At 63.6% G+C, this 12,348-nt stretch carries 15 protein-coding genes; 14 read left to right on the forward strand and 1 reads right to left on the reverse strand.

The window, feature by feature from the left end; genetic code table 11:
- Positions 1–43: 43 nt before the first annotated feature.
- The 4 genes from ACT6QU_RS06245 (at position 44) to ACT6QU_RS06260 (ending at position 3,137) form a co-directional block, all read left to right on the forward strand.
- The gene (locus ACT6QU_RS06245) at positions 44–196 is read left to right on the forward strand and encodes a hypothetical protein (protein WP_161632250.1); all 153 of its coding nucleotides are present in this window, start codon (positions 44–46) and stop codon (positions 194–196) included.
- A gap of 162 nt (positions 197–358) precedes the next feature.
- Positions 359–919, forward strand: coding sequence for a fasciclin domain-containing protein (locus ACT6QU_RS06250; RefSeq protein WP_444563376.1), 561 nt, complete (start codon positions 359–361; stop codon positions 917–919).
- A 216-nt stretch (positions 920–1,135) separates the two neighbouring features.
- Positions 1,136–1,654: a peptide-methionine (R)-S-oxide reductase MsrB gene (gene msrB, locus ACT6QU_RS06255; RefSeq protein ID WP_444563375.1), complete on the forward strand. Its 519-nt coding sequence runs from the start codon at positions 1,136–1,138 to the stop codon at positions 1,652–1,654.
- A 97-nt stretch (positions 1,655–1,751) separates the two neighbouring features.
- A complete protein-coding gene (locus ACT6QU_RS06260; protein WP_444563374.1) occupies positions 1,752–3,137 on the forward strand; it encodes an MATE family efflux transporter in 1,386 nt (461 codons plus the stop codon).
- Here ACT6QU_RS06260 and ACT6QU_RS06265 read toward each other — a convergent pair.
- Positions 3,101–4,228 (reverse strand): AI-2E family transporter, encoded by a 1,128-nt coding sequence (locus ACT6QU_RS06265; RefSeq protein ID WP_444563373.1) that lies wholly within the window; start codon positions 4,226–4,228, stop codon positions 3,101–3,103. The two genes, ACT6QU_RS06260 and ACT6QU_RS06265, sit on opposite strands and share 37 nt — an antisense overlap.
- A 100-nt stretch (positions 4,229–4,328) precedes the next feature.
- On the opposite strand from ACT6QU_RS06265, the gene ACT6QU_RS06270 reads away from it, so the two are divergent.
- From ACT6QU_RS06270 to ACT6QU_RS06315, 10 genes are all read left to right on the forward strand, one after another.
- Positions 4,329–4,661, forward strand: coding sequence for an ArsR/SmtB family transcription factor (locus ACT6QU_RS06270; RefSeq protein WP_024586652.1), 333 nt, complete (start codon positions 4,329–4,331; stop codon positions 4,659–4,661).
- A 12-nt stretch (positions 4,662–4,673) separates the two neighbouring features.
- Positions 4,674–5,183 (forward strand): arsenate reductase ArsC, encoded by a 510-nt coding sequence (locus tag ACT6QU_RS06275; RefSeq protein WP_444563372.1) that lies wholly within the window; start codon positions 4,674–4,676, stop codon positions 5,181–5,183.
- A 12-nt stretch (positions 5,184–5,195) separates the two neighbouring features.
- On the forward strand, positions 5,196–6,263 hold the full coding sequence (arsB, locus tag ACT6QU_RS06280) for an ACR3 family arsenite efflux transporter (protein WP_444563371.1): 1,068 nt from the start codon (positions 5,196–5,198) through the stop codon (positions 6,261–6,263).
- Between the two features lie 10 nt (positions 6,264–6,273).
- Positions 6,274–6,678: an arsenate reductase (glutaredoxin) gene (gene arsC / locus ACT6QU_RS06285; RefSeq protein ID WP_444563370.1), complete on the forward strand. Its 405-nt coding sequence runs from the start codon at positions 6,274–6,276 to the stop codon at positions 6,676–6,678.
- A gap of 1 nt (position 6,679) precedes the next feature.
- Entirely contained in the window at positions 6,680–7,390 is a 711-nt protein-coding gene (gene arsH / locus ACT6QU_RS06290; RefSeq protein ID WP_444563369.1) for an arsenical resistance protein ArsH, read from the forward strand.
- A gap of 255 nt (positions 7,391–7,645) precedes the next feature.
- Positions 7,646–8,401: an ABC transporter ATP-binding protein gene (locus ACT6QU_RS06295; RefSeq protein WP_024586647.1), complete on the forward strand. Its 756-nt coding sequence runs from the start codon at positions 7,646–7,648 to the stop codon at positions 8,399–8,401.
- Positions 8,394–9,140, forward strand: a complete 747-nt coding sequence (locus ACT6QU_RS06300) for an ABC transporter ATP-binding protein (protein ID WP_444563368.1) — start codon at positions 8,394–8,396, stop codon at positions 9,138–9,140. Before ACT6QU_RS06295 ends, ACT6QU_RS06300 begins: the two co-directional genes overlap by 8 nt.
- 45 nt (positions 9,141–9,185) lie before the next feature.
- Positions 9,186–10,379 (forward strand): ABC transporter substrate-binding protein, encoded by a 1,194-nt coding sequence (locus ACT6QU_RS06305; protein WP_024586645.1) that lies wholly within the window; start codon positions 9,186–9,188, stop codon positions 10,377–10,379.
- Between the two features lie 76 nt (positions 10,380–10,455).
- Positions 10,456–11,343: a branched-chain amino acid ABC transporter permease gene (locus tag ACT6QU_RS06310; RefSeq protein ID WP_024586644.1), complete on the forward strand. Its 888-nt coding sequence runs from the start codon at positions 10,456–10,458 to the stop codon at positions 11,341–11,343.
- A gap of 65 nt (positions 11,344–11,408) precedes the next feature.
- The gene (locus ACT6QU_RS06315) at positions 11,409–12,338 is read left to right on the forward strand and encodes a branched-chain amino acid ABC transporter permease (protein WP_444563433.1); all 930 of its coding nucleotides are present in this window, start codon (positions 11,409–11,411) and stop codon (positions 12,336–12,338) included.
- Positions 12,339–12,348 lie beyond the last annotated feature (10 nt).

The raw sequence follows: 12,348 nt of genomic DNA on the forward strand, positions 1-12,348 counted from the left end.
AAATTCATCTCGATCCTTACCTTGGTGGCGGGTAGGGAATGCAATGGAATTTGAGGTGAAGGACATGTTTCGTATTTTGACGTATCCGCTGATTGCTTTCGGACTGCTGGCGATGGCCGCGTGCACGGATGATGCGGGAACGGATCAGCCGGCCGGCATGACGGAGCCCCCGGCGACGACGGCGCCGGCCGAATAAACGACTGCCTCCCTGGCCTTTCGAGACATGAAGATCGGTCGGCTTTGCCGGCCGATTTTCATTTTTGGCTCCGTTTTTTTGGTTCGGCCTGAAACTCTTGACGCGCTCCTTCGTGACTCCTGGTGTCGCCCCGCTAGAGGGCCAATTCAGGAGGTTTCGAACATGCGCAACTTCATGCGTACCATTCTCGCCGGCTCCATCGCCCTGTCCGCTCTCGCAGGCTCCGCGCTTGCGCAGGACAATCCGATGGTCGGCGGCGCCGAAATGTTCGCCGACAAGAACATCGTCGAAAACGCGATGAACTCGGCCGATCACACCACGCTGGTCGCTGCCGTTCAGGCTGCCGGCCTCGCCGAGACGCTTCAGGGCGAAGGCCCGTTCACCGTCTTCGCGCCCACCAATGACGCGTTCGCCGCCCTGCCGGAAGGAACCGTCGACAACCTCCTGCTGCCGGAGAACAAGGAGCAGCTCACCAAGGTCCTGACCTGCCATGTGGTTGCCGCCGACGCGATGTCGGAAGCGATCGGCACCATGATCTCGGATGATGGCGGCGAGCACGCCATCGAAACCGTCGGCGGTTGCACCGTGACGGCGAAGATGGACGGCGACAACATCGTTCTCGTCGACGAGAACGGCGGCGAGGCGACTGTCACGATCGCCGATGTCGACCAGTCGAACGGCGTGATCCACGTCATCGACGCGGTGCTGCTGCCCCAGATGTAAGAACCGTCTTCAGCAACCGGCCGGCGACCTCCCTGCTCCCGCATCGGTCGCCGGCTGACTTGGCCTCGCCTTTCGCGTTCGCGTCTGCACCCGCGAGAAAGGCGGGGCCTTTTCGTTTCGAGTGCGTGGCTCGCATGACGTGCCTTTCAACGCGAATTGATTGCCCCGTGCGCAGGTCCCGCATGTAAGGTGCTGACAATCGCAGGAGATGAACCGATGACACGCAGACAGTTTCTCTACGGCAGCGCCGGCGCCATCGGCTTCGCAGCGCTCGGCGGCAGCCTTCTCTACCGGCTGATGCCCGGCCATGCGATGGCCGCCGCGGAAGGTACTTTCGAAGTGACGAAGACCGAGGCCGAATGGCGCTCGATCCTCTCCGACATGCAGTACCAGGTGCTGCGCGAAGAGGCGACCGAACGGGCTTTCACCAGCCCGCTGAACGACGAGAAGCGCGCCGGCATGTTCCACTGCGCGGGCTGCGATCTCGCGGTTTATTCTTCGGAAACGAAGTATGATTCCGGCACCGGCTGGCCGAGTTTCTGGGAGGCCGAACCGAACGCGATCGGCACCAAGGAAGACAACACGCTGTTCATGACGCGCACCGAATGCCATTGCGCGCGCTGCGGCGGCCATATGGGTCATATTTTCGACGACGGTCCGCAGCCGACCGGCAAGCGCCACTGCATCAATGGCGTGGCAATGACCTTCAAGCCGCAGGCGGCAGTTGCCGGTTGACGACGTGACCCAACGGCTTGCCGCCGGTGGGTCTAGCCTCTAGCGCGAATCGCGTTATTGGCCCGTGATGCTTCAATCCGCGCCCGCTCCGACGTCCATGTCCACCTGGCGCGGCGAAATCCGCGCCATGCTTCTGTTGGCCTGGCCGATGGTGCTCACCAATCTCGCCCAGACCGCGATGACGGCGACGGACGTCATGATGATGGGGCGTGTCGGCCCCGCAGCCCTCGCGGCGGGCACGCTGGGATCAAACGTCTATTTCGCACCGATGATATTCGGCCTCGGCCTGATCCTGGCGACGTCGCCGATGATGGCGCGCGAACTGGGGCGAAAATCGAGTTCGGTGCGCGACGTGCGCCGCACCGTCCGCCAGGGCATGTGGGTCGGCCTGTTCGTCGCGATCCCGATCTGGTTCCTGCTCTGGCAGACGGAGGCGATCCTCATCGCCATGGGTCAGGATGCCGATCTTTCGGCGCAGGCCGGTGCCTATATGCGGACCCTGCAATGGGCCCTTTTGCCCTTCTACTGGTACATCGTGCTGCGCTCCTTCACCTCCGCCCTCGAGCGGCCCGGCTGGGCGATGGTCGTCATGTTCATCGCGGTCTCGTTCAACGTCTTGGCGAACTGGGCGCTAATCTTCGGCAATCTGGGTTTTCCCGCGCTCGGCATCGTCGGCGCCGGCATCGCGACCACCGCGTCGAGCACGCTGATGTTCGCCGGCATGGTTCTGGTGGTGACCATGGATCGCCGGTTCCGGCGCTACGCGATTTTCGGCCGCTTCTGGCGTGCGGACTGGCCGCGTTTCCGCGAACTCGTCCGGCTCGGCCTGCCCATCGCCGGCGTCCTGGCGCTCGAGGTTTCGGTGTTCAACGCCGCCGCGCTCCTCATGGGCCTGATCGATGCGATTTCGCTCGCCGCCCACGCGATCGCGATCCAGATCGCCTCGATCACCTTCATGGTCCCGATGGGACTTGGGCAGGCGGCGACGGTGCGCGTCGGCCGCGCCTTCGGGGCGAACGATCGCGACGGCATCACGCGCGCCGGTTGGACGGCCTTCGTTCTGGGCGTCGGCTTCATGGCGGTGGTGGCGCTGGTCATGCTGCTTGCGCCGCGCGCGCTGATCTGGGCCTTCATCGACATGGACGACCCGGTCAACCTGCCGGTCATCGAAATGGCGATCACCTTCCTGGCGCTCGCCGCCCTGTTCCAGATCGTCGATGGCGCGCAGGCCGTCGGCGGGGGAATGCTGCGCGGCCTTCACGACACGACCGTCCCGATGATCTATGCCGCGATCGGCTATTGGGCGATCGGCATGTCGCTCGGTGTGGCGCTGGCCTTCCCGCTCGGCTTCGACGGTATCGGGATCTGGATCGGCCTGTCGGTCGGGCTCGCGGTCGTCGCGGTGCTCTTCATCACCCGCTGGATGGGCCGCGAACGGTTCCTGCCTCAGCCGGCCCTGTCGCCCAGCACATCCTCGATATAAAGCCGCTTGACCAGCACCATCAGGACGGCCGCGAACGGCGTCGCCAGCATGATGCCGACGAAGCCGAACAAGAGCCCCATGATAACCAGCGACGCCATGATGAGCGCAGGCGGCAGGCTCACCGCCTGACGCTGGATCAGCGGCGTCAGGATGTTGCCTTCGAGGAACTGGACGACACAGTAGACGCCGAGCGCATAGCCGACCACCCACCAGTCCTGCGACATGGCGACGAGGATGATGGGGATGCCGGCAAGAATGGGCCCAAGGACGGGAATGAAGTTGAGTACGCCAGCCGTCAGGCCGAGAAGAATGGCTCCCGGCATGCCGACGGCGGCAAGTGCGGCGTAGACGACCACGCCGATGATGCTCATCGTCACGAACTGGCCGATGAGCCAGAACCGCAGCGTGACACCGATCTCGTCGAGAACTTCGGCAAAGCGCGGCCTGCTCTCGATCGAGACGAGGCGCACGGCGCCGTCGCGATAGAGCTGCGGCTGTGCCGCCAGGAAAACGCCGACGACGAGGATCACGCCGATATTGCCGATGACGCCGAACGTCGTCGCGAATGCCGCCCGGACCTGCCCGAAGAGGCCCGACGGATCGGGCAGCCAGTCCGCGATGCCGTTCGATCGCGTCGACGTCTCGCCATTCCCGTTTCCGTCCTCGTCGATGTCCTGATCCGTAATCTCCGCCGTCACGACGTCGACGACATTGTACTCCTGCAGCATCTGCTCGATGCCGCGGATTTCACGCTCCAGCGTGCGGATCAGGTCTGGCGTCTGCGAGACGGCGGTGACGCCGACGCTGGTGACGAAGCCGATCACGGCGGCACTGGTCAGGAAACACGAGATCGCGAGCCTGAAGCCGCGAGGGATCGGCATGAGTCGCCCGAGCCCGGTGGTGAAGGCATCGAGGAAGACCGCAAAGAGAATGCCGGCGAAGAGCAGCAGGAAGCCGCTCGAAGCGTAGATGATGAGGAACAGGCAAAGCCCGATCGCCAGAACGACGCCTGCGACGGTCGCCGTTCGCCAGCCGAGCGAGGCGCGCGTCATTTTTCGGGCAGGCGTCGGAGGTCTTGCGATGTCGTCCATATCCGATGTCTCGCGTGTCGCGGCAGTCTTGTCCAGCCGCGATTGGCCGATTGACACCATCCTCAATTCAAAATAGGCATACATCGAGAAGGATAGATATATGGATAAGTTTCGATCGTTGGCGGCCTTGGCCGCGCTCGGCCAGGAAACACGGCTCGATGTCTTTCGCCTTTTGGTGCGCGCGGGCACGGCAGGAATTCCCGCCGGCGAGATCGCGGAGCGGCTCGGGGCGGTGCAGAATACGATTTCGGCGCATCTGAAGATCCTGACGGCGGCCGGCCTCGTCCGGTCTCAGCGAGAAAGCCGTGTCATTCGTTATTTCGCCGACATGACAGGGTTTCGCGACCTGATGGCCTACCTCATGGAGGATTGCTGCCAGGGGGAGCCCGAAATCTGCCGGCCCGTCCTCGATGCCATCGTGTGCAAGTGCTGAAGGAGGGATGAGATGACCGGCCGATCCTACAATGTCCTGTTTCTGTGTACGGCGAACTCGGCCCGCTCCATTCTCGCCGAAGCGATCCTCAACACTCTGGGCGGCGACCGCTTCCGCGCCTATTCGGCCGGATCGTACCCGCGCGGCACGGTTCACCCCTACGCGCTCGACCTACTTTCGAGCATGAAGATCGACACCGGCTTCGCACGCTCCAAGAGCTGGGACGAATTCGCAGAGCGCGGCGCGCCGCAGATGGATTTCATCTTCACGGTCTGCGACGACGCGGCCGGGGAGACATGCCCGATATGGCCCGGTCACCCGATGACGGCGCATTGGGGCGTGCCCGACCCGGCACGCGCGGACGGCACCGAAGCGGAGCGGCACCTCGCCTTCGCCGAAGCGTACCGCATGCTGGCAAACCGCATATCGGTCTTCACCGCACTTCCTCTCGAGGCTGTCGACCGGCTTGCGCTGAAGCGCCGACTGGACGAAATCGGCCAAAGCGGCGACGCGCTCGCCTGAACGGATTTCCTTATGACGCATGAGAGTTTGAGCGTACCGGCGCCCGCGGGCATCGGCTTTTTCGAAAAGTGGCTGTCCGCCTGGATCGCGGCAGCAATCGTCGCCGGCATTGTCCTCGGCGCCGTTGCGCCCGGCCTCGTCGGCGCGCTCGCGGGTCTTGAGATCGCCTCCGTCAATCTGCCTGTCGCCATTCTTATCTGGGCGATGGTGTTCCCGATGATGGTGAACGTCGATTTCGCCAGCCTGCGCCATGTCGGCGACAAGCCGAAGGGCCTGGTGCTGACCGTCGTCGTCAACTGGCTGGTGAAGCCCTTCACCATGGCGGCCCTGGCCGTTCTGTTCTTCGAATATCTCTTCGCGCCGCTTATCGACCCGGCCGACGCCCAGCAATATATCGCCGGCCTGATCCTGCTCGGCGCCGCGCCCTGCACGGCGATGGTGTTCGTCTGGAGCCAGATGACGCGCGGCGACCCGAACTACACGCTGGTTCAGGTCTCGGTGAACGACATCATCATGGTCTTCGCCTTCGCCCCGATCGTCGCGCTGCTCCTGGGCGTCACCGACATCGTGGTGCCGTGGGAAACACTGCTCCTGTCGGTAGCGCTCTACATCGTCATCCCGCTCGTGGCCGGCGCACTCGTGCGTGCCTGCCTGATCGGCCGGGCCAATGGCCGGGGCGGCGAGGCGGCGGTCTCCGCGTTCACGGCAAAGCTGAAGCCGGCCTCGGTCGTCGGCCTGATCGCGACGGTCGTCCTCCTCTTCGCCTTCCAGGGCAATGTGATCCTTGCCAATCCGCTGGTCATCGTCCTGATCGCGATTCCGCTCCTGATCCAGTCCTACGGCATCTTCTTCCTCGCCTATTTCGCCGCGCGCGCCTGGAAGGTGCCGTTCAACGTCGCCGCGCCCTGCGCGCTGATCGGTACGTCCAACTTCTTCGAACTCGCCGTGGCGGTCGCCATCGGCCTGTTCGGCCTGAATTCGGGTGCGGCACTCGCGACCGTCGTCGGCGTTCTGGTCGAGGTGCCGGTGATGCTGTCGCTGGTCGCCTTCGCCAACCGAACCCGCCACTGGTTTGCGTAAGGAGCCTGCAATGACCGTCACGATCTACCACAATCCCGCCTGCGGGACCTCGCGCAACACGCTGGAGATGATCCGCGCCTCGGGCGAGGAGCCTGTCGTCGTCGAGTATCTGAAGACGCCGCCGTCGCGTGAGCGCCTCGTCGAACTGATCGACGCGATGGGCTTGTCGCCGCGCGAACTCCTGCGCGAGAAGGGCACGCCCTACGGCGAGCTCGGCCTCGCCGAAGACCGATGGAGCGATGGCGAACTCGTCGACTTCATGCTCGCGCATCCGATCCTGATCAACCGCCCCATCGTCGAGACGCCGAAAGGAACCCGCCTTTGCCGGCCATCCGAACGCGTGCTCGATATCCTGCCAAGCCCGCTCGCCGAGGATTTCGTCAAGGAGGACGGCGAGGTCGTAAAGGCGGGCTGACATGACCGACTTTCCAGCCTTGCGCCCCGACGCATTCCGCCCGATCGACCGTGAAGTACTCTTTGCGCAGGACCATGCGACGCATAAGCCGCGTGTCCTGATGCTTTACGGCTCGCTGCGCGACCGCTCCTATTCGCGGTTCCTGACCCTCGAAGCTGCGCGCCTTCTCGAAGCGTTGGGCGCCGAGGTGAAGATTTTCGACCCGCGCGGGCTTCCCTTGCCAGACGCCGACAGTGCCGACCACGCGAAGGTTCGCGAACTGCGCGAATTGTCCATGTGGTCCGAAGCGCATGTCTGGTGTTCGCCCGAACGCCATGGAGCCATGACCGGCGTCATGAAGGCCCAGATCGACTGGCTGCCGCTCTCGCTGGGTGGCATGCGGCCGACGCAGGGCCGCACGCTCGCGCTGATGCAGGTCTGCGGCGGCTCGCAAAGCTTCAACGCGCTCAACCAGTTGCGCATCCTCGGCCGTTGGATGCGAATGGTTACGATTCCCAACCAGTCCTCCGTTGCCAAGGCGTTCAACGAGTTCGACGATGCCGGCCGCATGCGCCCGTCCTCCTATTACGACCGGGTCGTCGACGTGATGGAGGAACTGGTTAAATTCACGCTTCTCCTGCGCGGTCGCTCGGACTATCTCACCGACCGGTATTCCGAACGCGTCGAGACGGTTGAAGAGGTGTCACGGCGCGTCAACCAGAGCGCGATCTGACCAATGGTCACTGCGAAAAGAATCTTAGACTTAAGTCGTAGAATTCGCGCTTGCGAAGGCTGAAACGACTGATTTTGCAAGGCTTTGTGCGGTGCAAGGCAGCGTATTTCTACGAACTTGCATCTGCCGCGCCGGCGTGCATTCATGCGGCAACGACAAGCGCCTGGACCAAGGGCGGTGCGATGGTGGGCCATGGGAGAGCCCGGCAACAAACCACGCAACGCTCGCACGGGTGCCGAGGAGGAACATATACGCATGACTGACAGTATCATTCTGTCGGCGCGCGACCTGACGAAGGAGTTCAAGGGCTTCTTCGCCGTGGAAGGCGTCGATCTGAGCGTGAAGCGGGGCACGATTCACGCGCTCATCGGTCCCAACGGGGCCGGCAAGACCACTTGCTTCAATCTCCTGACCAAGTTCCTGTCGCCCTCGCGCGGCCAGATCACCTACAAGGGTGAGGACATCACCTCAATGTCGCCGGCCGACATCGCGCGGCTGGGTCTGGTTCGCTCGTTCCAGATTTCTGCGGTGTTTCCGAACCTGACGGCGATGGAGAACGTCCGCATCGCGCTGCAGCGCAAACGCGGCGACTCGTATGATTTCTGGCGCTCCGAGAAAGTCCTGACGGACTATGACGACCGCGCCCACGAGCTTCTGGCCGATGTCGGCCTTTCCGAATTCGCCGATACGTTCGCCGGCGAACTCTCCTACGGTCGCAAGCGCGCGCTTGAAATCGCGACGACACTCGCGCTCGATCCCGAGATGCTGCTTCTCGACGAGCCGATGGCCGGCATGGGCCATGAGGACGTCGAGCGTATCGCGGCGCTGATCAAGCGCATCTCGGCCAACCGCACGGTGCTGATGGTCGAGCACAATCTGTCGGTCGTCGCCTCGCTTTCGGACACGATCACGGTTCTCGCCCGCGGCAAGGTGCTTGCCGAAGGCGACTACGCCACCGTTTCCAAGGACCCGCGCGTGGTCGAAGCCTATATCGGAGCCGGCCATGCATGATGCAGCCCAGGCCGCAAAGCCCGCGGCACAGTCGGCCTCCGCGCCGCTTCTTGCCGTCCGCGATCTCAATGCCTGGTACGGCGAAAGCCATGCCTTGCACGGCATCAATTTCGACGTGAAGCCGGGCGAAGTTGTCACGCTCCTGGGCCGCAACGGCGCCGGCAAGACCACAACGCTGAAGGCGATCATGGGCATCCTGCCCAAGCGCACCGGATCGGTGACCTTCGAGGGCCGCGAGACGATCAAGCTGCCCGCACGCACCATCGCGCGCGCCGGCATCGCCTATTGCCCCGAAGAGCGCGGCATCTTCTCCTCACTCTCGGTCGAGGAGAATTTGATGCTGCCGCCGCAGGTCAAGACCGGCGGCATGACGGTCGATCGCATCTTCGAGCTGTTCCCGAACCTGAAGGAGCGCCTGAACTCGCAGGGCACCAAGCTGTCCGGCGGCGAGCAGCAGATGCTGGCGATCGGGCGCATCCTGCGGACCGGCGCCAAGACGTTGCTGCTCGACGAGCCGACCGAGGGCCTTGCCCCGGTCATCATCCAGCAGATCGGCAAGACCATCGCGCGGCTGAAGCAGGAGGGCTTCACCATCGTTCTGGTCGAGCAGAACTTCCGGTTCGCCTCGACCGTCGCGGACCGCCATTTCGTCGTCGAGCAGGGCAAGGTCGTCGACCAGATCCTGAACGACGAACTCGATGCCAACATCGAGAAACTGCACGCCTATCTGGGCGTCTGACTGAGGAAAGGCGCTCATAAGCGTCGCATGTGGAGGAGTGAGGACATGAAACTGAAGACGATTCTTCTCGGATCGATCGCTGCCGCGGTCTTCGCCGCGCCGGCCTATGCCGTCGACATCAAGATCGGCGTCATGAACGACCGTTCGGGCATCTATGCCGACATCGCTGGCGAAGGCTCTGTCGTGGCCGCCCGCATGGCGGTCGAGGACTTCGACGCCGAAAGCAAGGGGATCAATGTCGAGATCGTCTCGGCCGATCACCAGAACAAGCCGGACGTGGGCTCGACGATCGCCCGCCAGTGGTACGATCAGGAAAATGTCGACGTGATCGTCGACGTCCCGACCTCCTCGGTCGCGCTCGCCGTCAACGACATCACGCGCGAATCCGACAAGGTGTTCCTGAATTCGGGCGCCGCCTCGTCGGACCTGACCGGTTCGGCCTGCTCGCCGAACACCATCCACTGGACCTATGACACCTGGCAGCTCGCCAATGGAACGGGCCGCGCCGTCGTCGAGAACGGTGGCGATTCCTGGTTCTTCGTGACCGCCGACTACGCCTTTGGCCATGCGCTCGAACGCGATACCTCGGCCGTCGTGGAAGGCGCCGGCGGCACGATCGTCGGCACGGTTCGCACGCCGTTCCCGGGCACGGACTTCTCGTCCTTCCTGCTCCAGGCACAGTCGTCGGGCGCCAAGGTCATCGGCCTTGCCAATGCCGGCGGCGACACGATCAACTCGATCAAGCAGGCTTCCGAGTTCGGCATCACCCAGGGCGGCCAGTCGCTTGCCGGCCTGCTCGTCTTCATCAATGACATCCATGCGCTCGGCCTCGACGTCGCGCAGGGCCTCCTGCTCACCGAGAGCTTCTACTGGGACCTCAACGACCAGACCCGCGAATGGTCGGCTCGCTTCGAGGAAGAGAACGGCAAGAAGCCCTCAATGGTTCAGGCGGGCGTCTATGCCAGCATCCTGCACTATCTGAAGGCCGTCGAAGCTGTCGGCGACAAGGGCGCGCAGGATGTCGTCGCCAAGATGAAGGAACTGCCGACCGACGATCCGCTTTTCGGCCAGGGTGAAATCCGCGCCGACGGTCGCAAGATCCACGATTCCTACCTGTTCCGCGTCAAGTCGCCGGACGAGTCGGAAGGCCCGTGGGACTACTACGAGACCGTCTCGACGACCCCGGCGGCACAGGCGTTCCGTCCGCTCGAGGACGGCGGCTGCTCGCTCGTCCAGTAATTGTCATCCGGTGCGGCGCGGCCTTTGAGCCGCGCCGCATTTCATCTCCAGTATTTCTCGACCACGGGATGCGCACATGTTCGAGCTCCTAGGCATTCCGCCGCAAGCTCTCTTCGGCCAGTTGCTGCTGGGCCTGATCAACGGCTCGTTCTACGCGATGCTGTCCCTTGGCCTCGCCATCATTTTCGGCCTGCTCAACATCATCAATTTCACCCACGGCGCGCAGTACATGCTCGGCGCCTTCGTGGCCTGGATGCTGCTCAACTATCTGGGCATCGGCTACTGGTGGGCGCTGCTTCTCGTTCCGATCATCGTCGGCGCGACCGGCATCATCATCGAGCGGCTTCTGATATCGAGGCTCTATCACCTCGACCATCTCTACGGCCTGCTCCTGACCTTCGGTCTGGCGCTGATCATGCAGGGCCTTCTGCGCAACGAATACGGCATCTCGGGTCTGCCCTACGGCATTCCGGCGGAACTGGCCGGCGGCCAGAATCTCGGCTTCATGTTCCTGCCGAACTATCGCGGCTGGGTCGTCATCGCCTCGCTCGCCGTGTGCCTCGGCACCTGGTTCGTCATCGAGAAGACGCGGCTCGGCGCCTATCTGCGCGCCGCCACCGAGAACCCGACGCTGGTCGGTGCCTTCGGCATCAACGTGCCCTTGATGATCACGCTGACCTACGGCTTCGGCGTGGCGCTTGCCGGCTTTGCGGGTGTCCTCGCCGCGCCGATCTATTCGGTCAATCCGAACATGGGTGCGGACCTGATCATCGTCGTCTTCGCCGTGGTCGTCATCGGCGGGATGGGCTCGATCCTCGGCTCGGTCCTGACCGGCTTCGGCCTCGGCCTCGTCGAGGGGCTGACCCGCGTCTTTTATCCAGAAGGCTCCGCCGTCGTCATCTTCGTCATCATGGCCATCGTGCTCATGATCAAGCCCGCCGGCCTGTTCGGGAGGACCGCCTGATGGTTTCAGTGACCGATACGGAACCGACCTCGGCGGTTGCCGAGCCGCGCATCCGCAAGAAGACCATGGGCATGCCGACCCACCACATGGCTATTTTCGCCATGCTGCTGGCGGCCGGCATCGTCGCCCCCTTCATGCTCTATCCCGTCTTCGTCATGAAGGTTCTGTGCTTCGCGCTCTTCGCGTGCGCCTTCAATCTTCTGCTCGGCTTCGGCGGGCTGCTGTCCTTCGGCCATGCCGCCTATTTCGGCTCCGCCAGCTACATCTCCGCCCATGCCGCCAAGGTGTGGGGGCTGTCGCCGGAACTGTCGATCCTGGCAGGCACCGCGACCGCGGCGCTCCTCGGGCTTGCCTTCGGCTCGCTCGCCATTCGCCGCCAGGGCATCTATTTCGCCATGGTAACGCTGGCCTTCGCGCAGATGGTGTATTTCTTCGCGCTGCAGGCCCCGTTCACCGGCGGCGAGGACGGCATCCAGGGCGTGCCGCGCGGCAATCTGTTCGGCATCATCAGCCTGCAGAGCCATTTCGCGGTCTACTGGATGGTGCTGGCGATCTTCTTCATCGGCATCCTGATCATCTACCGAATCATCCACTCGCCGTTCGGCCAGGTGCTGAAGGCGATCCGAGAGAACGAGCCGCGCGCGATTTCGCTCGGTTACCGCGTCAACCGCTACAAGCTGACCGTGTTCGTCCTTTCGGCGACGCTGGCCGGCCTTGCCGGGGCGACGAAGGCATTCGTCTTCCAACTCGCCTCGCTGACGGACGTTCACTGGTCGATGTCGGGCGAAGTCGTGCTGATGACGCTGCTCGGCGGAATGGGCACGGTGTTCGGCCCGATCGTCGGAGCGGCGGTTATCGTGACCATGCAAAACTATCTGGCGACATGGGGCGCCTGGGTCACCATCGTCCAGGGCATCATTTTCGTCCTCGGCGTGCTGCTGTTCCGCGAGGGCATCGTCGGTGTCCTGTCCAAGCTGATCAAGAAGCCGCTGTAACCGCCGCGAA

The sequence above is a fragment of the Aliihoeflea sp. genome (assembly GCF_052435475.1).
Classification (GTDB): domain Bacteria; phylum Pseudomonadota; class Alphaproteobacteria; order Rhizobiales; family Rhizobiaceae; genus Aliihoeflea.

Excerpts from the sequence above, each read along its gene's own strand:
- ACT6QU_RS06245 (WP_161632250.1), top strand. The coding sequence starts at position 44 with ATGGAATTTGAGGTGAAGGACATGTTTCGTATTTTGACGTATCCGCTG.
- ACT6QU_RS06250 (WP_444563376.1), top strand. The coding sequence starts at position 359 with ATGCGCAACTTCATGCGTACCATTCTCGCCGGCTCCATCGCCCTGTCC.
- msrB (WP_444563375.1), top strand. The coding sequence starts at position 1,136 with ATGACACGCAGACAGTTTCTCTACGGCAGCGCCGGCGCCATCGGCTTC.
- ACT6QU_RS06260 (WP_444563374.1), top strand. The coding sequence starts at position 1,752 with ATGTCCACCTGGCGCGGCGAAATCCGCGCCATGCTTCTGTTGGCCTGG.
- ACT6QU_RS06265 (WP_444563373.1), bottom strand. The coding sequence starts at position 4,228 with ATGGACGACATCGCAAGACCTCCGACGCCTGCCCGAAAAATGACGCGC.
- ACT6QU_RS06270 (WP_024586652.1), top strand. The coding sequence starts at position 4,329 with ATGGATAAGTTTCGATCGTTGGCGGCCTTGGCCGCGCTCGGCCAGGAA.
- ACT6QU_RS06275 (WP_444563372.1), top strand. The coding sequence starts at position 4,674 with ATGACCGGCCGATCCTACAATGTCCTGTTTCTGTGTACGGCGAACTCG.
- arsB (WP_444563371.1), top strand. The coding sequence starts at position 5,196 with ATGACGCATGAGAGTTTGAGCGTACCGGCGCCCGCGGGCATCGGCTTT.
- arsC (WP_444563370.1), top strand. The coding sequence starts at position 6,274 with ATGACCGTCACGATCTACCACAATCCCGCCTGCGGGACCTCGCGCAAC.
- arsH (WP_444563369.1), top strand. The coding sequence starts at position 6,680 with ATGACCGACTTTCCAGCCTTGCGCCCCGACGCATTCCGCCCGATCGAC.
- ACT6QU_RS06295 (WP_024586647.1), top strand. The coding sequence starts at position 7,646 with ATGACTGACAGTATCATTCTGTCGGCGCGCGACCTGACGAAGGAGTTC.
- ACT6QU_RS06300 (WP_444563368.1), top strand. The coding sequence starts at position 8,394 with ATGCATGATGCAGCCCAGGCCGCAAAGCCCGCGGCACAGTCGGCCTCC.
- ACT6QU_RS06305 (WP_024586645.1), top strand. The coding sequence starts at position 9,186 with ATGAAACTGAAGACGATTCTTCTCGGATCGATCGCTGCCGCGGTCTTC.
- ACT6QU_RS06310 (WP_024586644.1), top strand. The coding sequence starts at position 10,456 with ATGTTCGAGCTCCTAGGCATTCCGCCGCAAGCTCTCTTCGGCCAGTTG.
- ACT6QU_RS06315 (WP_444563433.1), top strand. The coding sequence starts at position 11,409 with ATGGGCATGCCGACCCACCACATGGCTATTTTCGCCATGCTGCTGGCG.